At 46.6% G+C, this 23,302-nt stretch carries 28 protein-coding genes; 13 read left to right on the top strand and 15 right to left on the bottom strand.

The window, feature by feature from the left end:
- The first annotated feature begins 6 nt into the window (after positions 1–6).
- The 3 genes from SHEWANA3_RS06315 (at position 7) to hemH (ending at position 2,882) form a co-directional block, all read left to right on the top strand.
- A complete protein-coding gene (locus SHEWANA3_RS06315) occupies positions 7–1,119 on the top strand; it encodes a PilT/PilU family type 4a pilus ATPase (RefSeq protein WP_011716283.1) in 1,113 nt (370 codons plus the stop codon).
- Positions 1,120–1,295: 176 nt separating this feature from the next.
- Complete coding sequence (locus SHEWANA3_RS06320) at positions 1,296–1,829, top strand: glutathione peroxidase (RefSeq protein ID WP_041412578.1); 534 nt, start codon at positions 1,296–1,298, stop codon at positions 1,827–1,829.
- Positions 1,830–1,898: 69 nt separating this feature from the next.
- A complete protein-coding gene (gene hemH, locus SHEWANA3_RS06325) occupies positions 1,899–2,882 on the top strand; it encodes a ferrochelatase (RefSeq protein ID WP_011716285.1) in 984 nt (327 codons plus the stop codon).
- A gap of 61 nt (positions 2,883–2,943) precedes the next feature.
- On the opposite strand, the gene ruvX is transcribed toward hemH, so the two are convergent.
- From ruvX to SHEWANA3_RS06345, 4 genes are all read right to left on the bottom strand, one after another.
- Positions 2,944–3,369 (bottom strand): Holliday junction resolvase RuvX, encoded by a 426-nt coding sequence (gene ruvX / locus SHEWANA3_RS06330; RefSeq protein WP_011621986.1) that lies wholly within the window; start codon positions 3,367–3,369, stop codon positions 2,944–2,946.
- A 28-nt stretch (positions 3,370–3,397) separates the two neighbouring features.
- The gene (locus SHEWANA3_RS06335) at positions 3,398–3,961 is read right to left on the bottom strand and encodes a YqgE/AlgH family protein (RefSeq protein WP_011621987.1); all 564 of its coding nucleotides are present in this window, start codon (positions 3,959–3,961) and stop codon (positions 3,398–3,400) included.
- A gap of 68 nt (positions 3,962–4,029) precedes the next feature.
- Positions 4,030–4,359, bottom strand: coding sequence for a stress response translation initiation inhibitor YciH (gene yciH / locus SHEWANA3_RS06340; RefSeq protein ID WP_011716286.1), 330 nt, complete (start codon positions 4,357–4,359; stop codon positions 4,030–4,032).
- Between the two features lie 149 nt (positions 4,360–4,508).
- Complete coding sequence (locus SHEWANA3_RS06345) at positions 4,509–4,823, bottom strand: hypothetical protein (RefSeq protein WP_011716287.1); 315 nt, start codon at positions 4,821–4,823, stop codon at positions 4,509–4,511.
- 179 nt (positions 4,824–5,002) lie between these two features.
- Here SHEWANA3_RS06345 and SHEWANA3_RS06350 point away from each other — a divergent pair, with 179 nt between their 5' ends.
- Together SHEWANA3_RS06350 and SHEWANA3_RS06355 are read left to right on the top strand one after the other, a co-directional pair.
- Positions 5,003–5,563: a DUF4136 domain-containing protein gene (locus tag SHEWANA3_RS06350; protein WP_011716288.1), complete on the top strand. Its 561-nt coding sequence runs from the start codon at positions 5,003–5,005 to the stop codon at positions 5,561–5,563.
- A 353-nt stretch (positions 5,564–5,916) separates the two neighbouring features.
- The gene (locus SHEWANA3_RS06355) at positions 5,917–6,558 is read left to right on the top strand and encodes a trimeric intracellular cation channel family protein (RefSeq protein ID WP_011716289.1); all 642 of its coding nucleotides are present in this window, start codon (positions 5,917–5,919) and stop codon (positions 6,556–6,558) included.
- A 35-nt stretch (positions 6,559–6,593) separates the two neighbouring features.
- Here SHEWANA3_RS06355 and tpx read toward each other — a convergent pair whose 3' ends face one another.
- The 3 genes from tpx to SHEWANA3_RS06370 all read right to left on the bottom strand — a co-directional run bounded on the left by tpx (position 6,594) and on the right by SHEWANA3_RS06370 (position 8,748).
- Complete coding sequence (tpx, locus tag SHEWANA3_RS06360) at positions 6,594–7,187, bottom strand: thiol peroxidase (RefSeq protein ID WP_011716290.1); 594 nt, start codon at positions 7,185–7,187, stop codon at positions 6,594–6,596.
- Between the two features lie 111 nt (positions 7,188–7,298).
- Positions 7,299–8,126 carry a mechanosensitive ion channel domain-containing protein gene (locus SHEWANA3_RS06365; protein WP_011716291.1) on the bottom strand — a complete coding sequence of 276 codons (828 nt, stop codon included), beginning with the start codon at positions 8,124–8,126 and terminating at the stop codon, positions 7,299–7,301.
- 31 nt (positions 8,127–8,157) lie between these two features.
- The gene (locus SHEWANA3_RS06370) at positions 8,158–8,748 is read right to left on the bottom strand and encodes an OmpA family protein (protein WP_041412580.1); all 591 of its coding nucleotides are present in this window, start codon (positions 8,746–8,748) and stop codon (positions 8,158–8,160) included.
- A 287-nt stretch (positions 8,749–9,035) separates the two neighbouring features.
- On the opposite strand from SHEWANA3_RS06370, the gene ltaE reads away from it, so the two are divergent.
- On the top strand, positions 9,036–10,049 hold the full coding sequence (gene ltaE / locus SHEWANA3_RS06375; protein ID WP_011716293.1) for a low-specificity L-threonine aldolase: 1,014 nt from the start codon (positions 9,036–9,038) through the stop codon (positions 10,047–10,049).
- Between the two features lie 164 nt (positions 10,050–10,213).
- A complete protein-coding gene (locus SHEWANA3_RS06380; RefSeq protein ID WP_011716294.1) occupies positions 10,214–11,680 on the top strand; it encodes an HDOD domain-containing protein in 1,467 nt (488 codons plus the stop codon).
- Between the two features lies 1 nt (position 11,681).
- Here the strand turns inward: SHEWANA3_RS06380 and SHEWANA3_RS06385 are convergent, their stop codons facing one another.
- The 6 genes from SHEWANA3_RS06385 to SHEWANA3_RS06410 form a co-directional block, all read right to left on the bottom strand.
- The gene (locus SHEWANA3_RS06385) at positions 11,682–12,221 is read right to left on the bottom strand and encodes a nuclear transport factor 2 family protein (protein ID WP_011716295.1); all 540 of its coding nucleotides are present in this window, start codon (positions 12,219–12,221) and stop codon (positions 11,682–11,684) included.
- A gap of 62 nt (positions 12,222–12,283) precedes the next feature.
- Positions 12,284–13,108, bottom strand: coding sequence for a M90 family metallopeptidase (locus tag SHEWANA3_RS06390; RefSeq protein ID WP_011716296.1), 825 nt, complete (start codon positions 13,106–13,108; stop codon positions 12,284–12,286).
- Between the two features lie 103 nt (positions 13,109–13,211).
- Positions 13,212–14,948 carry a GGDEF domain-containing protein gene (locus tag SHEWANA3_RS06395; RefSeq protein WP_011716297.1) on the bottom strand — a complete coding sequence of 579 codons (1,737 nt, stop codon included), beginning with the start codon at positions 14,946–14,948 and terminating at the stop codon, positions 13,212–13,214.
- Positions 14,945–16,438, bottom strand: a complete 1,494-nt coding sequence (locus SHEWANA3_RS06400; protein ID WP_011716298.1) for an extracellular solute-binding protein — start codon at positions 16,436–16,438, stop codon at positions 14,945–14,947. The genes SHEWANA3_RS06395 and SHEWANA3_RS06400 overlap by 4 nt, the downstream gene beginning before the upstream one ends.
- Before the next feature lie 136 nt (positions 16,439–16,574).
- The gene (locus tag SHEWANA3_RS06405) at positions 16,575–17,057 is read right to left on the bottom strand and encodes a hypothetical protein (protein ID WP_011716299.1); all 483 of its coding nucleotides are present in this window, start codon (positions 17,055–17,057) and stop codon (positions 16,575–16,577) included.
- Complete coding sequence (locus SHEWANA3_RS06410; RefSeq protein ID WP_011716300.1) at positions 17,017–17,799, bottom strand: AAA family ATPase; 783 nt, start codon at positions 17,797–17,799, stop codon at positions 17,017–17,019. The genes SHEWANA3_RS06405 and SHEWANA3_RS06410 overlap by 41 nt, the downstream gene beginning before the upstream one ends.
- 531 nt (positions 17,800–18,330) lie before the next feature.
- Between SHEWANA3_RS06410 and SHEWANA3_RS06415 the strand changes: the two genes are divergently transcribed.
- The 5 genes from SHEWANA3_RS06415 (at position 18,331) to SHEWANA3_RS06435 (ending at position 20,923) form a co-directional block, all read left to right on the top strand.
- A complete protein-coding gene (locus tag SHEWANA3_RS06415; protein WP_011716301.1) occupies positions 18,331–18,789 on the top strand; it encodes a GNAT family N-acetyltransferase in 459 nt (152 codons plus the stop codon).
- A gap of 211 nt (positions 18,790–19,000) precedes the next feature.
- Complete coding sequence (locus SHEWANA3_RS06420; protein WP_011716302.1) at positions 19,001–19,210, top strand: DUF3820 family protein; 210 nt, start codon at positions 19,001–19,003, stop codon at positions 19,208–19,210.
- Between the two features lie 127 nt (positions 19,211–19,337).
- Complete coding sequence (locus SHEWANA3_RS06425; RefSeq protein ID WP_011622005.1) at positions 19,338–19,640, top strand: hypothetical protein; 303 nt, start codon at positions 19,338–19,340, stop codon at positions 19,638–19,640.
- A 167-nt stretch (positions 19,641–19,807) separates the two neighbouring features.
- Entirely contained in the window at positions 19,808–20,329 is a 522-nt protein-coding gene (locus tag SHEWANA3_RS06430; protein WP_011716303.1) for a GNAT family N-acetyltransferase, read from the top strand.
- Between the two features lie 63 nt (positions 20,330–20,392).
- Positions 20,393–20,923, top strand: coding sequence for a GNAT family N-acetyltransferase (locus SHEWANA3_RS06435; protein ID WP_011716304.1), 531 nt, complete (start codon positions 20,393–20,395; stop codon positions 20,921–20,923).
- Between the two features lie 94 nt (positions 20,924–21,017).
- Here SHEWANA3_RS06435 and SHEWANA3_RS06440 read toward each other — a convergent pair whose 3' ends face one another.
- Positions 21,018–21,713 carry a pirin family protein gene (locus SHEWANA3_RS06440; RefSeq protein WP_011716305.1) on the bottom strand — a complete coding sequence of 232 codons (696 nt, stop codon included), beginning with the start codon at positions 21,711–21,713 and terminating at the stop codon, positions 21,018–21,020.
- Between the two features lie 10 nt (positions 21,714–21,723).
- Positions 21,724–22,167, bottom strand: coding sequence for a DoxX family protein (locus SHEWANA3_RS06445; protein WP_011716306.1), 444 nt, complete (start codon positions 22,165–22,167; stop codon positions 21,724–21,726).
- 164 nt (positions 22,168–22,331) lie between these two features.
- Between SHEWANA3_RS06445 and SHEWANA3_RS06450 the strand changes: the two genes are divergently transcribed.
- Positions 22,332–23,225 (top strand): LysR substrate-binding domain-containing protein, encoded by an 894-nt coding sequence (locus SHEWANA3_RS06450; RefSeq protein WP_041412961.1) that lies wholly within the window; start codon positions 22,332–22,334, stop codon positions 23,223–23,225.
- Positions 23,226–23,302: the final 77 nt, after the last annotated feature.

Consider the following 23,302-nt stretch of genomic DNA (forward strand, 5'->3'; position numbering starts at 1 on the left):
TTTATGATGGATGTCCGTCCGTTTTTAAAAGTCATGGTGGAGCGTAAAGCCTCGGACTTGTTTATTACCGCAGGTTTTCCGCCAAGCGCCAAAATCGATGGCGAGTTACGCCCATTAGCCGAGAGTGCCTTCACGCCCGCGCAGTCTTTGGATTTTGTCGAATCTGTAATGACTGAGGCGCAAAAGAAGGAGTTTCACAGCACTCGCGAGTGTAACTTTGCTTTTGCGGTTAAGGATTTAGGGCGTTTCCGCGTCAGCGCATTCTGGCAGCGTGAATCTCCGGGATGCGTTATGCGCCGGATTGAGACCAAGATCCCTGAGGTAGAGGACTTAAAACTGCCACCGATTTTAAAAGATCTGGTGATGAGTAAACGGGGTCTTATCATCATGGTCGGGGGGACGGGAACCGGTAAGTCGACCTCCTTGGCGGCGTTAGTGGGTTATCGTAACGCCCATGCCCGTGGTCATATCCTCACCATCGAAGACCCAGTGGAATTTGTGCACGATCATCGCAAAAGTATCATCACTCAACGCGAAGTGGGTATAGATACAGAATCCTTTGATGCGGCGTTGAAGAGTTCGCTGCGTCAGGCGCCCGATGTGATTTTGATTGGTGAGATCCGTACTCAAGAAACCATGGAGTTTGCGCTCTCCTTCGCCGAAACGGGTCACCTCTGTATGGCGACATTGCACGCAAACAACGCTAACCAAGCGTTAGACCGGATCATGCACTTAGTGCCTGAGAGTAAACACCAGCAGTTGCTATTCGACTTGTCACTCAACCTGCGCGGCATTGTGGCGCAGCAACTGGTGCCTAAGGTTGATGGTACAGGACGACGGGCAGCGATTGAAGTCTTGATCAATACGCCACGTGTCGCGAGCTTGATTGCTAAAAACGAGCTGCATTTGCTTAAAGAAACTATGGCTAAATCGAATGAGCAGGGGATGCAGACCTTCGACCAAGCCTTGCTGCAACTCTATATCGATGGGGAAATCAGCTATGCCGATGCGCTTCACCATGCTGACTCGCCAAACGACTTACGTTTAATGATCAAATTGCAAAATAAAGAGCCTACCAGTTCAAGCTTTATGGAAGGCGTGACCTTGGATATGGATTAATCCTGTCCGCGGTGATGTGAAAGCAGCTCCCTTGAGCTGCTTTTTTTATCGCTTAAGACAATCGATAACTCGCTGTAGCTTTTATTTTTTTATTCAATATGATCTCTATATTAGTGAGTGACGTAATAGAGAATAACGAGTTTGCCAATCTTGGCGCGCCCAATGAGAAGGACATTATGATGAAACTCCCCTTAGTTATCTTTGCCAGCCTGTTAAGCACTAGCGCATTTGCGGCAACTTGCCCGAGTTATCTTGATGTTGAAGTGCGTAAATTACACTCGGATGAGAAGATTAATCTGTGTGAATTGACTCAGGGCAAGCCAGTGTTACTGGTCAACACCGCGAGTAACTGTGGTTACACTCCGCAATTTAAGGCCCTCGAAGCGCTCCATAAAGAATACAAAGACAAAGGCTTAGTGGTGATTGGTTTCCCTTCCGATGACTTTTTCCAAGAAGAAAATGATGAAAAAGACACGGCTAAGGTGTGCTACATCAACTATGGTGTCACCTTTACTATGCTCGCTACATCGCCCGTGAGAGGCAGCGATGCTAACAGTGTCTTCAAATACTTAGGAGATAAAGCCGACTCGCCTAAGTGGAACTTCTACAAGTATGTCGTCAGTGGCGATGGCAATACTGTGCAGCAGTTTAATTCTAAGGTTAAACCCGATAGCGCCGAGCTTAAGCAGGCAATAGAATCAGTGCTTTAATGCCCAATTTATTCATTTTACTCATGTTAAGAGGCTACTTTGGCTAGGTTTTCAGGATTATCAAAAGAGATGGGTCACGCAAAGCGTGGCAAAGTGGGCGTGTTGCTACTCAACCTTGGCACTCCAGATGCGCCAACGGCATCGGCGGTAAGGCGTTACCTTGCTGAGTTTTTATCCGACCCTCGGGTGGTCGAAATTCCAAAACTCCTGTGGATGCTGATTTTACATGGCATAGTGCTGCGCGTTCGCCCGGCTAAGTCTGCGGCGCTCTATCAGAAGGTCTGGACTGAGGCGGGTTCACCGCTGATGGATATCAGCTTGCGCCAAACCGCTAAATTATCGGACAAGTTAACAGCCGGTGGGCATCAAGTATCAGTACATTTAGCCATGCGTTATGGCAATCCTTCGGTGGCGAGCACCTTACAAACGATGCATCAGCAGGGGATTGATAAGTTGGTGGTGTTACCGCTCTATCCGCAATATGCGGCGCCGACAACGGGCTCGGCTTTTGACGCTATTGCAAGGGAATTAACCCAGTGGCGCTTTCTGCCATCGCTGCATTTTATTCACACTTATCATGATAACCCCGACTTTATTACCGCATTGGTGAACTCGATTCGCGCCGACTTTGAGCAACACGGTAAGCCACAAAAGTTAGTGCTTTCTTACCATGGTATGCCCGAGCGTAATCTGCACTTAGGCGATCCTTACTATTGCTTTTGCATGAAGACGACCCGTCTGGTGGCTGAGCAATTAGGGCTTACAGCGGATGAGTTTGTGATGACATTTCAATCACGGTTTGGTAAGGCTAAATGGTTACAACCTTATACGGATGCCACTATGCATGCGTTGCCGAGTGAAGGTGTACGTGACGTGGCGATTGTGTGCCCAGCGTTTAGTGCCGATTGCTTAGAGACCTTAGAAGAGATTGTCGGTGAAAACGGTCATATCTTTGCTAATGCCGGCGGGGAGAAGTTCCGTTACATTCCTGCGCTGAACGATAATGATGACCATATCAGCATGATGGCTAACTTGGTTAAGCCCCATCTGTAAGCTTTATAACCGTAGAAATAAAAAAGGATAGCTCAGGCTATCCTTTTGTTTTTACGACTTATCATTCACCGAAATGATTTTCAAAATAGCTTTCGACAATCAATACGGCAGACACGGCATCGACTTGACCTTTGGTGAGGGCTTTAAAGCCACCGAGTTCAAATAACCGAGCTTTTGCATCTGTGGTGGTCAGTCTTTCATCTTGAGTGACAATTTTAACCCCAAACTTAGCGTTCAGGCGGTTGGCAAATTTTCTCGCCCTGTGGGTCATCTCTTGCTCTGTACCATCCATATTGAGCGGTAAACCTACGACGACTAAATCGGGTTGCCACTCTTTAATGAGCTTGCCGATTTCATCCCAATTGGGAATACCATCGACGGCTTTTAGGGATAATAGTGGCGTGGCGCTGGCGGTGATTTGTTGCCCTATGGCGACACCAATACTTTTTGTTCCAAAATCAAAACCTAAAACGGTTTTTGCGTTCATCTATATTCACTCGTCACAATAAAATCGGCTAGGCGTGGCCCGCCTGTGATGACAATTGCCAAGCATCAAAGCCGAGCGCGCGGCTCGCTTGTTGCCATCTATCCTCGTGTTTGACATCGAAGAGTAGGGCCTGATCGGCAGGGATAGTCAGCCATGAGTTATCGGCCAGTTCTTGCTCCAGCTGGTTTTTGCTCCAACCCGCATAACCTAATGCCACGATAAATTTTTCTGGCGAGCGCTCGCTGCCAATCGCCGTTAATACATCCCTTGAGGTGGTGAGCATGAGGCCAGAGCTTAATTCTGTACTGTTGGCCCAATAGGGCTGGGATGTATGCAAGACAAAGCCTCTATCTTGGGACACGGGGCCGCCCATTAAAACCTGCGCGCCTAATGCGAGGTCGGTCGACACTTGCTCAGCGGGCAAATCCATCTGTTCGAGCAATGAGTTCACTTCAATGCCCAATGGTTTATTAATCACGAGCCCCATGGCGCCTTTTTCATCGTGTTCGCATAGATAGATGACGGTGCGTTCAAAAAAAGTGTCATCGAGCGACGGCATGGCGATTAAAAAATGGTTCTGCAAACTCTCCATTAAATGCTCCGTTCAGCCCACAGGCGTTGACCAATAGATTAAATCCAGCGGCTTAGGCTGGTGGCGTATCAACCGCCGGCTAATTTGACTTTGTAGTTTTGTTTTTCAAGCAGTTGTTTTAGTTGTTCACGATTATCGGTTTGCACTTCGATAGTGAAATCTTTGACTGTGCCACCACAACCACATTGTTTTTTAAGGGTTTGTGCCAGGGCTTTTAAGCCCGCTTCATCAAGCCCTAGGCCTGAAATGACCGAGACACCTTTACCTTTGCGGCCTTTGCTGTCTCTGTGGATACGCACAATCCCATCGGATGCGGGGATAGCTTTGGCTTCTGGCTCGGCAGTAATGCGGCCTTTATCTGTGCTGTACACTAAGGAAACGTTGGGATCTACTCTCATAAGTCATCTTTTATCTGAATATACGCCGCTTAAGTTTACCAAACTCAACGTCTTTCGGGGAGGTAAAAAAAGGCCACTGACAGAGACTGAAAGTGGCCGAAGGTCAATGCTAGCTCTTTGCAGGGAAGTAGCATGTTTAAAAAGCAGACTTAGAGATGCTGCAATACCATAGCGATTAATGCCAATGCGGTGAGTAGGGCGCAGGGCATGATAAAACGATGCAATTTAGGGAGGGCGATTAAGCAAGCGGTGGCAACAAACCCAAAGGCGGCAACCGTGGTGTAATTCACCCCGTTCGACACAGTCTCAAACACGAGCCAACTCAATACGACTAAAGGTAAAAACAGCAACATCATGGGGAGATGAGGTGTGAGCTTACTGTTATGGGTATCAGCAGAGACTTTTTGCGGTGCGAACCAGAAAATCGCCGATGCCACAATCAATGCGCTAATGAACCAGTACATGTTAGTTATCCCTTAATCGCTTTAAGTGATAATCATTATCATTTAAAGCGATTGCTGAAGTCAAGCTGAATAACACACTGCTTTTTCATCATATTGAGTTGTAGAACCGTCCATTGCTCTGTAAGCTAAATTTATTTTCGGCTTATTTGTGTTCGATAAGAACGACCAAGGAAATCACCATGAAAAATATAATTGTAGGTTTAGCCGTACTGGCATTGAGTGCCTGTAGTTCCCTTAAGTCGGGTTGGGATTTTGACCCAAGCGCCAATTTTACTCAGTACAAGACCTATGCGTGGGTCGCGCAAAAGACCGATGCTTCGGGTTATCACCTCGATGGTTTAATGGATCAGCGCGTGCGGGATGCGGTGAATTCTCAGCTTTCATCTAAGGGCATGACCTTGGTCGATGCAAAGGATGCCGATGTATTAGTGAACTATCTGACCAAAATCGATAAGAAGATTAATGTAGATACCTTCAATACCAATTTTGGTTATAACCCTTACTATGGCCCAGGTTGGGGCTGGGGCGGTAACATGCAAACCCAGACCACAGTCAGAGAATATGAAGTCGGCACCCTGATCATTGATTTAGTTGATAATAAAACCGCTAAGTTAATTTGGCGCGGCTCAGTGGCTGACACTATCCGTGATAAAAATACCCCTTCGGAAAGAGTACAGCTGATCAACGAAGCGGTCGGCAGTCTGATGGCGAATTTCCCGCCAAAGCCTGAAAACAAATAATTTACTTTTAGTCTAAAAAAGCGGCCCTTTGGCCGCTTTTTTGTGGCTAAAATTTAGGCTTGAGTGGTATTAAGATGAATTTTCTAAAAATTTTAAAATTTTAATTGATTATGCTTTATTAAAACTTATCAAAAAATAAGCTTAATTGAATGAGAGGAACTGTCGTCTGTTGGTTAATGCATTGTTATTGAAGGGCTGTAGTGTAACGTAATATAGAAAAGTAGAAATAGCTAATGCGCAAAAACTATCAATAGATGAAATATTCTAATGACAAAATTTAAATAATCTCATTATCCAGTCCGTGCATTATCAGGCAAAATCCGTTCTTTATGCATGGGTAATAAGTAGTTTAAATGCAAGAAGCGCAATTTATCGGATTATTATGGCTGATTGGGATTTTAGCCGAGGCCATGACAGGGGCATTAGCGGCGGGTCGTAAGCAGATGGACCTATTCGGCGTGGTTATCATTGGCTGCGCGACGGCAATTGGTGGTGGCACCCTAAGAGACATGCTGCTCGGAAATTACCCTTTGATTTGGGTCGAGAATGTCCATTACCTGCTCGCGATTGCATTTGCGTCTTTACTAACGGTCGCCATTGCGCCTGTGATGCGTTACCTGTCTAAGTTATTCTTGGCCATTGATGCCTTAGGCCTAGCCGTATTCTCGATTGTTGGCGCCCAAAAAACCCTAATGTTAGGCTTTAGTCCAACGATTGCGGTGGTGATGGGGCTCGTCACAGGGGTCTTTGGCGGGGTGATCCGCGATATTCTCTGTAATCAAGTGCCTTTGATTTTTAAGAAAGAACTCTATGCGGTGATTTCGCTCTTTACCGCAGGCTTATATATCACCCTCAACGCTTATCAATTGGCTGAGTGGATAAACCTAGTGGTCTGTTTAACGCTTGGCTTTAGCTTACGAATGTTAGCGCTGCGTTATCATTGGTCTATGCCGACCTTTGACTATCAAGCCAATGGCGACCAACATACGCACTAATAAAAATGGGGCATTTAATGCCCCATTTTTTATGCTTATTGCTGTGCTTGAATGGTTTTTAACGCTTCAAGCGCGGCGTCGTAATTGGGGTGTTCGGTAATATTGGGGACTAGCTCCTGGTACTTAAGCTGACCTTCGGCATCGATAATAAAGATGGCCCGAGCGAGTAAGCCGTAATCCTCAATCAATAAACCGTATTTCTCACCAAAATCACGCCACACTGAGTCGGAAAGCACTTTGATTTTGTCGACGTTCTCCACCTTACAGAAGCGTTTTTGCGCGAAGGGCAAATCTGTACTGATGGTCAGCATGACGACATCATCGGAGAAGTGACTGACTTCACTGTTAAAGCGCTTAGTTTGCAGCGCACAGACACCCGTATCTAAGCTGGGCACGGCACTGATCAGCACGGTTTTGCCTTTAAAGTCACTCAGGCTGATAGGGGTAAATTTTTCGTCGACAACTTTAAACCGTGGCGCCATTTGCTCAAGCTTGGGTAATTTCCCTGCGAGAGTGACAGTCTTGTCGCCCATCATCACTTGGGTTTTATCATTGGCGATAGCGGTGGGGCTGAGAACCATTAAACTAAAAACACAGCCAGCGGCTAGAAATGAAACATACTTTTGCATTTTCTCTCCCTTACTCAGGTATGTTGTGCACATTGGCTTAAGGTACGACAAAACCTAAACTATCACCATAAAAAAGGCCGGTATTCACCGGCCTTTTAATATGCTTGCTGATTATTTGCTCTCAGGCAATTGCTTCACATGAATATCCATTTGTGGGAATGGAATTTCAATGTTCGCTGCATCGAGTGCATTTTTGATTTGTTCTAAAATTTGGAAACGCGCAGTCCAGTAATCGGCGGTTTTAACCCAAGGACGAACCACAAAGTTGATTGAAGAGTTTGCCAATTCAGAAAGACCTATGGTGTAACCAGGCTCTTTCAGCACGTATTGGTTGTTATCTAAAATCTCTGTTAATACTTTTTTGGTTTGCGCAATATCCGCAGAATAAGACACACCAATCACTAAATCGATACGACGATTTTCAGAGGCAGAGTAGTTTGTGATAGTGCCATTCATGATTGAAGAGTTTGGCGCCACAATCACTTTATTATCTGGGGTGCGTAATTTGGTTGAGAAAATGGTGATTTCATCAACAGTACCGGCAATACCCGCCGCTTCAATATAATCACCTACGCGGCATGGACGGAATAGCACCATTAATACGCCTGAGGCAAAGTTAGACAGAGAACCTTGTAGTGCTAAACCAACGGCTAAACCCGCGGCACCGATAACGGCGACTAAAGAGGCGGTTTGTACGCCAATTTGGCCTAAGGTGGCGATAATGGTGAACACAAACACCACTGCCCAAGCTAAGTTAGCCACAAAAGACACCACTGTTGGGTCAATCTTGCGGCTGTTGAGTACCTTACGTACTAACTTTTGTGCGACGCCAGAAAAATATTTACCGACGAAGAAAATAATGAGGGCAAATAAGATTTTTAAGCCATAGGTCATGACCAAATCAGGCGCCTGCTTTAATAAACCTTCGAGGTTTTCCATTAAATTACTCCCTAAAAATACGCTAACAAAACTAGTTATTATTGACGATAAATTGTACTCGTCGATTTAATCTGCGACCTTCGCTGGAATGATTATCCGCAACAGGTTCAGATATACCTTTACCGACAACGGTAAAGCGATTTGGATTGAAGCCATAGTCTTCAACCAAAATACGTTTCACATTTTGAGCCCGTCGTAGTGATAACTGATAATTAAACTCTGGCGTACCGACAATGTCCGTATGCCCAACTAAAGTTAATCGAGTCTCAGTATTCGCGTCTAAAAAAGCTTTCACTAAGGCTAAAGCTTTCCATTGCGATAAATCTACTTCGGCAATCGCAAACTCAAAATACACAATCGCGGTCTCAATATTATGACAATCAGCGGCTGAATAAGTACTGGGGTCATTGAGATCACATTGAATACTGCTGGATTTTACTTCGGCTTGGTAAACACAGCCATTGGCCATCACAGTGGTGTTTGCTGGTGTGTTTGGACAGGCATCTTTAATATCCGGGACGCCGTCTTGATCTGTATCTTGCCATGCATACGCTGGTAACATCTGGCTTAGGCTCAGCGCTAAACACGTTAATTTAATCCATTGCATTACGGATATTTTCACCACAAATCACCTTGTATTTTATCTTGAGTAGCTAAAACCACTAAGAGATTTGCACTGCATTAGCATGAGCATCTTAGTCTGGTATTCTATCTTTTTTATCGGCCTAACGCCAAGTTTTGCCCGTTATTTGATGCAAATCAATTGCATCAGCATAGATAACATCGGCTCCTTGTTGATTTTATCGGCAGACATAAAGGCAAACTATACAAATTTTTCCTTTGAGGCTAGAGTCGCACTTACGCGATGAATATCCGCGTCGGGGATAGGCAGAAGAAGTCGAGGACAAGATGATAGATTTACGCAGTGATACCGTGACCCAGCCAACAGAGGCGATGCGCTTAGCCATGTCGAGGGCTGAAGTGGGTGATGATGTTTATGGTGATGATCCGACCGTCAACAGTTTGCAAGATATGGCCGCAGAGATGTTTGGTTTTGAGAGTGCGCTGTTTACGGCATCGGGCACTCAGGCCAATTTACTCGCATTGATGGCACATTGTGAGCGCGGGGATGAATACCTGTGCGGCCAGCAGGCGCATAACTATAAATTTGAGGGCGGTGGCGCTGCGGTTCTCGGCAGCATTCAGCCACAACCGCTGACCAATCAGCTGGATGGCACTATCGCCTTGACCGATATTGAAGCGGCGATTAAACCCGATGACATTCACTTTGCGCGCACGCGCTTACTGAGCCTAGAAAACACTATCGGCGGTAAAGTCTTGCCCCAGACTTATCTTGCCAATGCGCAGGCACTGGCATTTCAGCGTGGCTTAAAAATTCATTTAGATGGCGCTAGGGTGGCCAATGCCGCCGTGGCGCAGGGGATAGGGATTGCCGATATTGCGGGGCATTTTGATTCGGTCTCCATCTGTTTATCCAAGGGATTATGCGCGCCTGTTGGCTCGCTGCTCCTAGGTGATGAGCGCCTAATTAAAAAGGCCACGCGCTGGCGTAAAATGCTTGGCGGCGGCATGCGCCAGGCGGGGATTTTAGCGGCGGCGGGTAAATTAGCGCTCATAGAGCAGGTTGAGAGACTTGGGGAAGACCATGAAAATGCTGCGTATCTTGCCCAGCAATTGAGTCAGTTGAGTGAGTTTGAAATCGATTTAGCCGCCGTTCAAACCAATATGGTGTTTGCAAACCTCGCGACCAATGTCGATGAGAAAGCGCTGGCGAAACGTTGCCGTGAGGCGGGCATTATCATCAGCCCTGGCCGCACGCTACGCTTTGTGACCCATAAAGATGTGTCGCGTCAGGATATTGATAAAGTGCTACAAGTGTTTAAATTACATTTGCAGGCATAATCGGCGTTGAGCCCAAGTGAAAACTTGGGCTTTTTTATACATCTTGCTTACTATATCGCCGATTTTAAAATCAAAAGTCGAATTGTGAGCCAGATGCTAGGCGAATTTTTTTAAGCCTATCTATACTAAAAACAATAAGTTCACATCATTGAGGTCGAGCAGGGTTGAAACCTAACAATAATACTAATAAAGGGGTCGATTATTGGACAAAACGGATCAGTGAATTGGAAATGCCAGCGCTCTGTTCCACCGTCCAAACGTTAGAAAAGCTTGCCAAGGATGACGTATCGTCTCTCGCCTTACTCGGGCGAAGCGTGATGCACGATAACGCCCTCACATCCCGTATCTTACGTGTCGCTAACAGCGCGATTTACCATAAGGGCAGTACCCAAATTTCGACCGTCAGCCGAGCCGCCATTGTGCTAGGGTTTGATGCGGTGCGTAATATTTGTATCACGGCTCAGTTGTTATCGAGTCTGTTAGAGAGCAAAAATCTTGCCCCCGCCGTTTATCAGCGCCTCATCAAATTAATGGCGAAGGCATTCCAAGCCGCCATGTTAGCGCGGATGATGCTCAGTGATTACGATGATGATATTCAAGAAGAAGCCTTTATCGCCTCTTTGCTTTATCACATTGGTGAGAGTGCATTTTGGAGTATTGGCGGTGAGTTTACCGAAACCTTAGACAGCCAATTAACCGAGTGTGAAAACTCCGTCGAGGAGCGTAGCGTCATTCGTGAAGCTTTAGGTACCTCATTCTCGCAACTGACGCAGAGTATTGCGCGCCACTGGGGATTAGGGGAGTTATTGATCCAAGCGGTGAATTATCCCGATGATCAACGCCCTGAAATTCGCTCTATCTTTCTCGCCGATAAGCTCTGTGAGATTCTCTCCCAAGAGGTGATTGATAAAAGCGAGCTGGATAAGCGTATCAGCCAAGCCGCTAATTTTACTGGGCTGGATGAGAAAGAATTAACCCTGAGAATGCAGCGCTGCACTAAGGCGACCCATAAACTAGCCGAAGCCTATGGCGCTAAAGTGTTGATTGATTATCTGCCCGATCCTAAGCGCATTAATAAGCTTGAGCCCAGCGTACCTGCGGTTGAGCTGCCCGTATTTGAGGCCAACTTGAATGTGCAACTGGCCAAACTGCGTGAGCTCACCGCCTTTGCGATCAATAAAGCCGATTTTAACCAAATCATGCAGACCGTGCTCGAAGGGATTTTAGAAGGCGTCGGCGTGGATCGCTGTGGGGTGTTACTCCTGTCGCCCAGTCGTAAACAGCTGCAACCTAGGATTATGCTCGGTCGAGATGCTGAAGAGATGAAGCAACTGTTTATTATCGATCTTGGCGATAAAAAGGGCTTATTTTCACTGGCGATGGAGCATAAGGAATGCCAGTGGATTGATAACCCCAATGCTAAAAAGTGGCTCGAGCAATGCAAAGAACTCAAGACTCAGCTGCCTGAGTCGGGTTTTTTGATGGCGCCACTCTTGGTCGATAGCAAAGTGATAGGCTTTTATTATGCTGACCGCGGGCCATCGGAAAGAAGTTTTAGCGAAGTGGACTTTCAAGCTTTTATCCACTTCTCGCAGCTGGCCAATGTGTGTTTTACCGTGTCGTTAAAATAGTTTACTGAGCGTTTTTAATTTCAGCGGTAATCTGTTTGGCAATCGAATTTGGGATGGGAAAGCTCAAATGATATTGGGCAATTTTCCATTCCCCATTGGTTTTAATTAGGGTGCCTGTCCCTCGACTCACGCCATAACTAGGGCTGTTGAGCAGTTCATCGAACAGGATCACATCACCATGCTGCACTAAATGGCGGCTGGTTAAATCGTAGCGCCAACCTTTGGTCGGGCGTGAATAGCGTTCAAACTCGGCCATGCCCCAACGCTCTGTCGCATCGGTTCCAATAAAAATACCATCCTGACGATAGAGGGCAAAATACTTGTCCCAATCGGCACTACTCGAATATTGATTCAATTTATCCAGCACTTGAGCGGCCGCTTGCTCATCGCTAAGCGTTGTTGCAACTTGTTCGTTAGCAATGACGGTTTGTGGATGAAAACATAGGGCGCCAAGCATTAACAGGCTAGCGCTGAACAGTGCAAGACGTTGGCGAGTGCGAGCCAAATTGGAGCTACGCTCCGTGCGAGTGAAAATTGTCATCGTGGATTCCTTATCGTTATGGTTATTCGGTCTGATGGTTTCTAGAACAGATGCTAATTAGATCAATGCCAGTTTATCGGATCGAGTTGATAAAAATGGCTCAACTCGCGGTAAAGGGCTGGATGCTCTAGATTAAGTGCTTCTGGCTTTTCAAAAAAGACCTCAGTCACTACGGCAAAAAATTCTGCTGGATTGGTGGCACCATAGTAATTAAACAGGGACGGGCGGCCAAGGGCGGCAGCTTGAACTAACTCATTAAAGGCCTGACTAAATACGCTCGACCACGACAGATAATCTTGGCGGCGCTGTAAAATCGGCGCGCCATTGGCGTGGCCATCTTCTTGATCTAATTGATGGGCAAACTCGTGGATCACCACGTTGTTGCCATCGTGGGGATTGGCAGCGCCCTCTAAAGTATTCTTCCACGACAGTATCACTTGGCCTTGCTCCCAGGATTCCCCTGCCAGCACATTGCGTTGCTCCCAGATCAAACCCGCGGGATCTTGGTGTTGGCTATCGACAATAAAAGCATCGGGATAGACCAATATCTGCCTTAGATTGGGGTAAAAATCGGTATTGCGGTTTAGCAGAAGCAAGCATGCTTGGGCGGCGATGGTGACGCGAATTTCGTCGGTTATTTGCAAACCGTCGCAGCCGACGAATCGTTTCTCATCCAAAAAGACTTGGATATGGCGTTTGAGTTGCAGCTGAAGATCCGCTGGCAAGGCGTGGAAATAAGGCAATCTTTTCTTCAAAATTGTTCGCCAAGCCTTAGGAAAGGCGCTGGCCATTACGCGCTTGCGGTGGAGCGTCTTGCGCCAGCGGCTCGACGCTAACCAAGCGATCGCACCGAGGCCAAGCGTTAGGGTAATGAAAACTGCGAGCATGAATTCCTCAGTGCACTATTTCCTTAGGTATATTAGCTAATGGGGATTCAGCGAGGCTAACTCAATGCTTTGGCTAAAAATAAAACGCTCTAGGATGTGCTTCTTACGGATAAAGTGAGGGGGTGTTGAGCAAAACTTCGGTGCGGTTTCGGCCCTGTTGTTTGGCTTGATAAAGTGCTTCATCGGCCTGGCAAAGGAGTCTATTGGTGTCGATTAATTGTGACGGTTGCCAGCAGGCTACACCTAAGCTGATGGTCACTAATCCCGAATGGGAGGAGTCCTCATGGGGAATGTGCAGGGCGATGATGGCTTTGCGCAAACGTTCGGCAATTTTGTAGGCATCCTCTAGATGGCTTGAGGGCAGTAACAGCATAAATTCCTCCCCCCCATAGCGGGCAAGAATATCCGTCGGCCGTTGCAGAATCGATTTGGCGGCATTGACGATTTGCTTTAAGCATTGATCGCCCAGTACATGGCCGTATCTGTCGTTAAATTGCTTAAAGTTATCGATATCGAACATCACAATGCTGAGGGGCATATTATGATCGTTAGCGTAAATCAATTCCTTCTGAATTTGGCTGTCTAAATAGCGGCGATTATAACAGCCGGTTAATCCGTCGGTTTCGGCCATGGCTTTAACCTGAGCCGCATAGGTTTTAAGGGTTTCGAGCGAGCTCACCATCTGTTGTAGCTCGAGGTTATCGGTAATGGGCATTTGGGTGTCGAGTTTTTCATTGGCGATGGCATTCATGGCATCACGGGTGGCGATAACAGGCTTAATGATGCCTTTAGCGATAAAATGCCAACTGGTGAGCCAGATAAAGAAGCAATAGAGAATGCCGCCACAAAAGATCAAAATCACGAAGGATGTGCTGTCACTCTTAAGATTTGCGCCCGCGAGTTGAATTTCTTCTTCTACATGGTTGACTAATTCTTGGGTAAAGGAGGCGATTTCCTGCGCCGCACCAGCTTGATAGCCAAAATGTGCATTGGCAATTTGGGTGCTTTTTAGCGCGTTACGGGAGAGGTCAAAAAGGTTGTCTTTACCCACCATGTTTTGCCTGATTTGCGATAACCAGTCGATATAAATGGCGCTGTCTTGATTAAAGGAGCGCGAGATGTTGTCCATGGTTATCAGTCGGCGCATCCCATCCCGTTGTAATTGGTTAAGCTCGACAAGGCTTGTCACATTTTTTACGTTATCGAGGAGCACAAACAGATGCTCGCCCTGATGAAGAAATGCTGAAAGTTTTTGATCTTCTGATAGATTCTCTGCAATTGCATTCAACTGCTTTTGGGCGATTAAGCGGTTATAGTGGCCATGAATTTGCTGCAACTGAGTTTGCATGCTATCGGAAAATGCTATTGCCATCCCCGAGAGATTCGCCTGAATATTCTGGGCTTGGAATTTGGCTTGCAGCGCTGTGTCGGTCAAAGTGTTGAGCAGGGGTAATTGCTGCTGATAATAAAGTTGAGTGTCTATGGCGTGGTTAAGCGCCTCATGCATATGCGGCGAGGTTTCCATGCTGGCGAGGGTTTTGGTATCCCTAAGCAAGTGTTCCCATTGGCTTGTGAGTTCTTGCAACAAACGTAGGCGCTGCTCCTCGGTATCATAATGGTTTAACTCAGTGGTGATGATTTGCAGTCTTTCACTGTTTTTTGCCAGTTGCAGCGCGGTTGTCACTTTCACCACATCGCTATTAACCAAGAGTTCGATTTCCGACCTTAGCTGTTGTGACAATAGGATAGCGATAACGCCATTAAGCAACGCCATGCCCAGAATGATATAAAAGGCCAGCGTAATTTTATGTTTTAGACTTGTGAGTCGTTTAGCATTCATTGGCTATTGTTCTTATCAATTGCAGGCACTTCCCCATAGGTATTCTGCAGATGCTTAATTTTGGCACTCAATTCAATAAAAATATCGGCGCTGTCCGCTTCATGCCGGCTTGCGGCGTAACACGCATGGCTTAATTCTGGGTAAATTTGTCCCATGGCGGTCGTGGTAAAGTGCCCGACATCCAAGACTTTAGTTGACCAAAATAAATTTGCGATATGGCTCGCCTCGAATGCGCCAGCAATGGCTCTTTTTGAGGCTTGGTTAAATTCGGGCGCCGTTACTACGTCCATTCTGCAGGGATTGCCGCCACCGAGGGCATAGGCGTATTGGGCTTCATAGGTGCCCATGTATTTAAGTAACCAATAGGCGGCTTGCGGATTTTTACTGTCGTAGCTCACTGCAAAGGCGTAGGCGCCGTTATAGGGGGTACCGCCTGGCACTTGAGCTACGCCAAGTCGAGCACCCGGCACATTGGCCTCGACTTTAAAGGAGGCCGACCATAGATTGTTGTAAGCAAAAGGCCAAATAGCCACTTGCCCTGAAGCCATTGCATTGGCCGCTTCGTTAAAGGCAAATTTGTCATCCGCAGGGATAGCGTAGGGCATCAGCTTACGGTAAATAATGGCCGCTTTTAGCGCCTCTTGATTGACAGCGGGCACCTCAAAATGCGTCAACTGTTTTTGTTGATTATAGATGGGCCACATCCAAGCACCACCTAAGCTCCAGATAATGCTAGAAAACTCATCGTTAATATGGGGCTTATTGCCTGACATTAAGGCAAGACCATAAAAGTTGTGGCTTAGCTGTTTATCGGCGAGGAGTTCACCGCTCTTTCGAGTAAAAAATACCGCTTGATCCTGCAGTTCATCAAAATTGGTCGCAGGTTTGAGTGGATAACCGAAACGTTGCTGAAAGTGGGTTTGCTCGGTCTTATTTTCAAACAGATCGGCACGGTAGTGGCTGCCCATCACATAGTTATTGTAGGGGATGGCGTGTAACTCGCCGTGATAAGACAAAATGTTAAGAAGTGATGGATAGTAAGGTTCGAGATACCTTTCCATCGCTTTTTCGCCATCGGGATCGTATAGTTTGGCTAATTCTGGTAGCGGCACGGTATAGCCATTGGCAGCCCACTCTTTGGCCCAACCCGCCTCCATAGTGAGCAAATCGTACTTACCTTCACCTTGCAGCAACGCTTGGGTCTGAAGCTCAAACATGCTCTCAAGCTCGGTGCTAACCACATTGACTTTGACACCGGTTTTTTCGGTGAATTTAGGCAGCATTTCGCGGGTCAGATAGTCGGTCCAAAAGCCTTTTTCGGCGACTAAGGTGATGGGGGTTTTATTCGATAGCGGGGGAATTTGAGCCAAGGAAAATTCCGCTAAAGAGGGTTTTGTTAGCGTTAATCCAAGTCCAATAAATAGGAGCGATAAAGGTCTAAACAAGAATGACTCCTCAGATACAAGGGTTAACATGCTAATAAATAGCATTAATAAACTTAGCTGTACATTAAGGATAGGCTTGATACAAATTATAACTTAATTTTTGTAAGGTTTTTTTGAGGCAAAAAAAACCGGTGACCTAATCAATGTGGATCACCGGAAAAGGGTGGGAGATGGCGCGGTACTAAGATTTTTTTATCTGTTGCTCGCGCATCTGCCGCAAGGCGGTTGGCAAAGCATAGTGTTGTTCAATTAAAAAACGGATCAATTTAGATTTGGAAATGTCACTTTCTTCAGAGAGCTTGGCTAAATGGCTGATTGCCGCTTCACTCAACGAAAACGTGGCTTTACGATAATGCGGCCTTTCCTCTTCATGGTTCGCATCCTGCTGCATCGATGCCGTTTTAGGCCGATGCAAAGTCACCACATTGGAAGTATCTAACTTGACTTCAAATGGTGCGACTTCAAGTGGTGCGACTTCAAGCGGCGCCGCTTGAAGCGGTAATTCTTTCACTAATTCCATCGCCGCCAATGAGCCGCCGGTACTTGGGAGACGGTTTTCTCCCATGGCATAGAGGGTCGCGGCGTCAATAAACTCATCGAGGGAGAGGGGCTGTGCGCCTCCCCTAGATGGCATAGCGTTTTTCTTGAGGTCGCTGAGTCCCATATTGTCCTCTCAGATGATTCGGCTGAGGTTGATTCATCGCGGCACGATGCGCGGCCATTGGTGTGCTTGGTCTGAGTAAGGCCGTTAATGAGGCGGCGCAGTCCACTTGGAACATTTCACAGGCGATAGCACGAATTTCGGTGGCGGCTTTACCCTTAGGTTCTATCTCGATAACAGATAACCCTGACTCTTCGCTGTCATCATAGATATTACGGCTATAGGTAATCGCATCTAATACATTGATATCGTAGGTTTTGCAGACCTCTTTGGCCTCTAAAATACGGTTCGCTTGATTCGGCAGGTTAGGGCATTGGGTGATAACGAAGGAGGCGTGCAGCTTGGGGTTAATCATCTTACAAGTTGCGACGATATCATCCATATGACTCACGGTTTTTAAGTCGCGGCGTTTTGGTCGCAGTGGCATTAAAATATGGGATGCCACTGACATAGTCGCCCTTAATGCGAGGTTATCCTGTCCACCACAATCTACGAGAACGAAGTCATAGTGCTGCTCTAAACTCAGCAAGTCATTACGGATTTTGCCATAAAGTTGCACACAGTTGATGCTAGCAAGTTTTGGATTGTTGTTTCTGGCTTGGATCCAATCGGATGTGGTGCGTTGTGGATCGCAATCCACCATGATGACAGAGGCACCACATTCAGTGGTGAGAAATACTGCGATATTTTGTGCGAGGCAACTCTTACCGCTGCCGCCTTTTTCGCCGCCGACTAACACTATCATGACGAATTCCTCAATGCTTAGGGTATCACTTGGGCGGCTGTTATAAGTGTCGAGCTTTTACCGCACCTTGTTGTCATAAATGAATGTAAACCCTATGTTAATTGAGGTCAATTAGCTGATTTTTGACGTTTTTTTATAAAATGTCGCGCGATTATTATTTGACGTTACAGTGACGTGTGCCGTTTATTTGACTCTTATATCGAGCAAAGATAAATGAGGCTGATTTGTGATTAATTACATGATTTAAAATGCTTTTGTGATTCTTTTGGGCGTATTTAAGTCAGCGTCACTACTTGAGTCGAGTGCAACGATTGCCTCAGTCTTAATTCTTATATTTCTTTTATGAATATAATTTTTGGTATTTATTCTTAAATATTATTGAAACCTTGTTGTTTGCTTTATGATTTTCAGTCGAAAGTTGTCTTGTCTCTGTTCTGTATGTCATCAAATTGCCACCTAATTCAGTTAGGATTTTCCTATTATGCCGTCTAATCACCTTGATTTTTCTACCATTCGTGAAGGGATGCCAAAATGGATATTAAAATGCTTATGCCTATTGAATTTGAGTTGGTTGAATCTGCACCTTTATTTCATGAGCTGCTGAATCTACGTGATGCTGCGGGGCATCCCTCTATCGGTGTGGAAATGGGGGAGGGTCATCCGTTACAGCCTTTATATTGGGTGTCGATTCGGGTGACGGGGGAACAAGAAAAAAACTCGCCGTCAATCATCGCGACCAGCTGCGTGTATGGCGATAAGGCTAACCATTTGGCGATTGAGGACTTTATTGTTTTACCTGAGTATCGTCATTTAGGCTTGGCTAGCATCATGTTAGAGCGGGTGATGACTTATATTGATGAACATGCCGCCCCAGGCACCTGTGTCAGCATCAATGTGCATGGCGAAGAGGAGCGACTCTGCGGCGATTATGGTTTTGTCTATTCTCCCTGCGCCAACCTTGGGCCGAACATGCGTAAAATCTATTCTTAATCTTTATTTCCTGACTCAGGGTAAGTGGATGGCTTATCCTGAGTACGCTTGCCGGATACTTGCAGGATAATAGTCATATCGTTTTGCTTCACAAGTCACTTAGCTTGCAGTATGACCTCATGATTAAATCAACTCGTTAACTTTAGGCATTTGTCTGTCAATAGCGTAGCATCCACCTATTAGTGTGTTTTTTGTTTGAAGTGGTAATGCAATGGATCAACAACAGTTTATCGATGCCGTGAATCAGGTGATGCCCTTTGGTAAATATGCCGGTCGCCGCTTACTCGAATTGCCCGAACCCTATCTAGTGTGGTTTCATCAACAGGGTTTTCCGAAGGGAAAGTTAGGGGAGCAGTTAGCGCTGATTTATGAGGTCAAACTCAACGGCCTCGAGGGCATGTTAAAACCACTGTTGAAATGAGTTCCCCAGTGAGCGATAAAAATCCTACTTTTGCGATAAGTGTTGTATTTCGTGATAGAGATTGGCGATTTATTACCTATGGCATGTTTTAATGCCGCATATTAGTAAAACACAAGGAACAAAAGGCATGATGGCAAAATTGGTAAAATTAGCGGCTGTAGCAACATTAGCGTTAGGTATGTCAAGTGCTTGGGCACAGGGCGTCGTTCATGAAGGTACAGTTGTGGATACCATGAATGGTGGCGGCTACACCTATGTTCAAATTAAAGAAGCTGACAACACGTTTTGGGCAGCCGGCCCAGAAGCTGAAGTCAAGAAAGGCGACAAAGTGGCCGTGGTTGAGCAAATGTGGATGAATCAATTCACCAGCAAAACCTTAAACCGCACCTTCGACAAGCTGCTGTTTGTTGGCCAAATCGAGAAGAAATAATCGATGTCTTAGCAACATTCATGTTGCGATGAGTTCCTAAACCGCCTCGCCTTGTTCGAGGCGGTTTTGTTTACAGCGGCAAACCTTTTCTTATCGTTCTGATGCTATCGCTCGAATCTAAATCACGGCAGAATATAGCGATTATTTACACTCTTGGTTGATTACTCGTGTTCGCCGCTAATTCAATCGAAAAGCCAGTCGAAGTCGTCCCCTATCAGCGCTGTTATGCGCGTGCGGTGAGTGAACTCTTTCATCAGTGCGTGCATCAAATACAACATGAGCGTTATAACGCCGCGCAGCTCAAGGCTTGGTCGCAGGCGCCCCGCTCGAGTCAGCATTGGCATTTACGCTTAAGTCGTTCCCAAGCTTGGATTATTTTGGTGACAGATGCCGCGAGCTTATCTAAGATTTGTGCAGGTTTTATCAATGTCGAAACGGATTTTCACCATAGAGGATATATAGATAGCCTCTATATTCATCCAGATTGGCAACGGCAAGGGCTGGGGGAGCGAGCTTATCGACAGCTCGAACAGTGGGCAAAAGAGCAGGGCTATTGTCAATTGAGTGCCGATGCATCTTATCTTTCCCGCGGGCTGTTTATTAAGCTCGGATTTGTCCAACAGCAGCGCAGCTATCAACAAAAACTGGGCCAAGTGTTGCCGAGTTTTTATATGACTAAAAAACTGTAACTGAATGGGAATACATTGCCTGTGTGCCCATTGGTCATGATTAACCCATAGGAGTGGACTCCAATGCAGATACGCTTATTTTCACCTCCGGATGTGGCACAGGTGGCGGCGGTATTTAATGCCAGTGTTATGGAGGGCGCGCAGGAATATTACTCGCTTACCGAACGTTTAGCTTGGGCGCAAAACCAAGGTGAGGCGCGAAGTGATGCCTACTGGCTGGCTAAGTTAGAAGACACCACTACTTGGGTGGCGCAGGAAGGCAGTAAGTTGGTTGGCTTTACCAACTTAAGGCTCTGTCCCGATAAAGAACTCAATTGTATGGTCGGCGAAGTCGATTGTCTGTTTGTCCACCCAGAATACAGCCGTGCCGGAGTGGCGACGCATCTCTATTTAGCCTTACTCGAAGAGGCTAAAAGCCGTAATCTTAAACGGCTTACCGTTGAGGCCTCCTACCAGGCGCGTCCTTTCTTTGAGAAACAGGGTTTTAATTGCATTCGCCGTAATGAACTACGTCGCTATCTGACCGCCGAAGATAAACAAAACGACAGGGCGCAGGTGTTAGTGAACTTTAGTTTGATTATGTCCTTAACATAGGTTTGCGCTCGAAGGGGATCCCTTTAGGCATACGCAGACCAATAAAAAAACCGCCTCGTTTCCTCGGCGGTTTTTTTATTGGTCACAATATTCATCAGGCTAAGTCAAACACCAGTGCGGTGACATAGCTGTCGGCGGCGCTAAATCGAACCACTTCTTCGGCGGTGATATGTGCGCCATCCCCTGGGGTGAGCACTTGGTCATTGACCTTAAGTGTACCTTCCACCAATTGCACATAGAGCTGACGCTGTGGCTTAAGCTGCGGCATATGCACTTGCTCTTGCGGTGTCAGCATTAAGCGATACAAGGTTGCATCTTGCTGCACTTTTAAGGTGCCATTTTCACCCGTTGGGGTGACTACTGCGGTCAGCGCCGAGGTTTGCTCGAAGGCCTTTTGCTGATAACCCGCATCAATGCCTAAGGTATCTGGTTGGATCCAGACCTGCAAAAAGTGCAGTGACTCAGTGTTTGATGCATTAAACTCGCTGTGGTAAATCCCTTTACCGGCGGACATTAGCTGGAACTCTCCCGCTGGTAAGGTCTTAACATTACCAAAGCTGTCCTTATGGGCTATGGTGCCTGAAATCACATAACTGATGATTTCCATGTCTTTATGACCATGGGTTTCAAACCCAGCGCCCGGCGCGACTCTGTCATCGTTAATCACTCGTAGGGAAGACACGCCCATATGCTGTGGATCGTAGTAGCTGGCAAACGAGAAGGTATGTTGGCTCTTTAACCAGCCTAAATCAGCCTGCCCACGGTCCTGCGCTTTACGTATACGGATCATCATTTCCTCCTTATTTTAAGCGTGCGGCTAATAGGTTGTCGGCGCTCAGTTTACCTGCACCTGATACAGCCAGAGACACAGTGGCAGCTAACAGGGCTAAACCAAACTCATAACCGTTATTGCTGAGGAACAGACCGTTACCAATGTGGACCGAGAAAATCGCGACCACCATAGTAAAGGACAATACCAGTGCCGTTGGGCGAGTCAGTAAACCGATAATGATCAGCAAGCCACCAAAGAATTCGCTCGAGCCCGCCATCAGTGCCATTAAGTAGCCAGGGGTTAAGCCGATGGAGGCCATCCATTGTCCTGTGCCTTCTAGGCCGTAGCCACCAAACCAGCCGAAGAGTTTTTGTGAACCGTGGGCCATGAGGATGATCCCGATAGGAATACGCAGGGCCAATGGGGCGAAGCTTGGGGCAGAGGTCAGTAATTTTGTGATAAGTGCTTTCATGGGATGTTCCTTAATTCAAATTTTTTAACTATGTCGTTAATGGGTTAGTCGGTGGAGGCTTAGCGTTAATTTCTCCATTGGTTTAAAGTTTAGTCTTGACCTTGCTGAAAGAAAATCGGAACCTTTTCAAGGTTTATTTCAAAAAAATTGAACAAGAGGTGGCTATGTTACCTGTGATGAGTCTCGATGGATTGATAGTGCTCGATGCTATTGATAAGAAAGGCAGTTTTTCGGCAGCGGCCGAGTCCTTATTCCGAGTACCATCGGCGTTGACCTACACAGTGCAGAAATTAGAGAGCGACTTAGGGGTAAAATTATTTGAACGTAAGGGCCAGCGCGCCGAGCTAACCTTAGTTGGCCAGTTGGTATTACGCCAAGGGCGGGAGATTTTAGCCGCCACCGCAAGGCTTGAAGAGGCGGTTCGGCAACTCGAAACGGGCTGGGAGTCGGCGTTAACCTTAGCGATTGATACTGTGGTGCCCGATTTGCCACTGTTAAAACTGATTGCTGAATTTACCGAGTTAGGTAAACAGGTGACTATTAATATCACTGAGGAGTCATTAGGTGGCGGTTGGGATGCGCTGTATTCGGGCCGCGCCGATATTGCCATTGGGGTCACCGGAGAGTTACCAAAGGGGCAATATCACTTAGTCGAAATCGGCATGCTTGAATTCGTGTTTGCCCTAGCGCCTCACCATCCCTTAGCACAGTTTGACCATCCCATCCCGACCGAAGCCTTGTTGCAATTTCCCTCCGTGGTGGTGGCCGATAGCTCGACGGCGCTCGCGCAGCGCTCCAGTGGATTATTTGATAGTCGCCAAGTTATTCGTGTGCCGAACATGCAGACCAAGATTAAAGCCCAGCAACTTGGACTGGGTGTGGGTTATCTTCCCAAGCATTTGATCCGCGAAGAACTCGCTTCAGGCGCATTAGTTGCGTGCAAGGTTGAGATCCCAAGACCGGCGCAGCCAGTGTTTCTCGCGTGGCGCAAGGGAAATCAAGGCAAAGCGCAGGCGTGGTTTGCCGAACGTTTACCCCATTGCGACTGGTTGTTTTAGTGAGATGTAAAGAGCACATGTTGATGTGGATTGAATTAATCACAGTACTTAACCCATTGGCTAAGTACTGTGATTAA

The organism is Shewanella sp. ANA-3 (assembly GCF_000203935.1).
Taxonomy (GTDB): Bacteria; Pseudomonadota; Gammaproteobacteria; order Enterobacterales; family Shewanellaceae; genus Shewanella.

Coding starts and splice junctions, on each gene's coding strand:
- SHEWANA3_RS06315 (WP_011716283.1), top strand. CDS start 7: ATGGATGTCCGTCCGTTTTTAAAAGTCATGGTGGAGCGTAAAGCCTCG.
- SHEWANA3_RS06320 (WP_041412578.1), top strand. CDS start 1,296: ATGATGAAACTCCCCTTAGTTATCTTTGCCAGCCTGTTAAGCACTAGC.
- hemH (WP_011716285.1), top strand. CDS start 1,899: ATGGGTCACGCAAAGCGTGGCAAAGTGGGCGTGTTGCTACTCAACCTT.
- ruvX (WP_011621986.1), bottom strand. CDS start 3,369: ATGAACGCAAAAACCGTTTTAGGTTTTGATTTTGGAACAAAAAGTATT.
- SHEWANA3_RS06335 (WP_011621987.1), bottom strand. CDS start 3,961: ATGGAGAGTTTGCAGAACCATTTTTTAATCGCCATGCCGTCGCTCGAT.
- yciH (WP_011716286.1), bottom strand. CDS start 4,359: ATGAGAGTAGATCCCAACGTTTCCTTAGTGTACAGCACAGATAAAGGC.
- SHEWANA3_RS06345 (WP_011716287.1), bottom strand. CDS start 4,823: ATGTACTGGTTCATTAGCGCATTGATTGTGGCATCGGCGATTTTCTGG.
- SHEWANA3_RS06350 (WP_011716288.1), top strand. CDS start 5,003: ATGAAAAATATAATTGTAGGTTTAGCCGTACTGGCATTGAGTGCCTGT.
- SHEWANA3_RS06355 (WP_011716289.1), top strand. CDS start 5,917: ATGCAAGAAGCGCAATTTATCGGATTATTATGGCTGATTGGGATTTTA.
- tpx (WP_011716290.1), bottom strand. CDS start 7,187: ATGCAAAAGTATGTTTCATTTCTAGCCGCTGGCTGTGTTTTTAGTTTA.
- SHEWANA3_RS06365 (WP_011716291.1), bottom strand. CDS start 8,126: ATGGAAAACCTCGAAGGTTTATTAAAGCAGGCGCCTGATTTGGTCATG.
- ltaE (WP_011716293.1), top strand. CDS start 9,036: ATGATAGATTTACGCAGTGATACCGTGACCCAGCCAACAGAGGCGATG.
- SHEWANA3_RS06385 (WP_011716295.1), bottom strand. CDS start 12,221: ATGACAATTTTCACTCGCACGGAGCGTAGCTCCAATTTGGCTCGCACT.
- SHEWANA3_RS06390 (WP_011716296.1), bottom strand. CDS start 13,108: ATGCTCGCAGTTTTCATTACCCTAACGCTTGGCCTCGGTGCGATCGCT.
- SHEWANA3_RS06395 (WP_011716297.1), bottom strand. CDS start 14,948: ATGAATGCTAAACGACTCACAAGTCTAAAACATAAAATTACGCTGGCC.
- SHEWANA3_RS06400 (WP_011716298.1), bottom strand. CDS start 16,438: ATGCTATTTATTAGCATGTTAACCCTTGTATCTGAGGAGTCATTCTTG.
- SHEWANA3_RS06405 (WP_011716299.1), bottom strand. CDS start 17,057: ATGGGACTCAGCGACCTCAAGAAAAACGCTATGCCATCTAGGGGAGGC.
- SHEWANA3_RS06410 (WP_011716300.1), bottom strand. CDS start 17,799: ATGATAGTGTTAGTCGGCGGCGAAAAAGGCGGCAGCGGTAAGAGTTGC.
- SHEWANA3_RS06415 (WP_011716301.1), top strand. CDS start 18,331: ATGGATATTAAAATGCTTATGCCTATTGAATTTGAGTTGGTTGAATCT.
- SHEWANA3_RS06420 (WP_011716302.1), top strand. CDS start 19,001: ATGGATCAACAACAGTTTATCGATGCCGTGAATCAGGTGATGCCCTTT.
- SHEWANA3_RS06425 (WP_011622005.1), top strand. CDS start 19,338: ATGATGGCAAAATTGGTAAAATTAGCGGCTGTAGCAACATTAGCGTTA.
- SHEWANA3_RS06435 (WP_011716304.1), top strand. CDS start 20,393: ATGCAGATACGCTTATTTTCACCTCCGGATGTGGCACAGGTGGCGGCG.
- SHEWANA3_RS06440 (WP_011716305.1), bottom strand. CDS start 21,713: ATGATCCGTATACGTAAAGCGCAGGACCGTGGGCAGGCTGATTTAGGC.
- SHEWANA3_RS06445 (WP_011716306.1), bottom strand. CDS start 22,167: ATGAAAGCACTTATCACAAAATTACTGACCTCTGCCCCAAGCTTCGCC.
- SHEWANA3_RS06450 (WP_041412961.1), top strand. CDS start 22,332: ATGTTACCTGTGATGAGTCTCGATGGATTGATAGTGCTCGATGCTATT.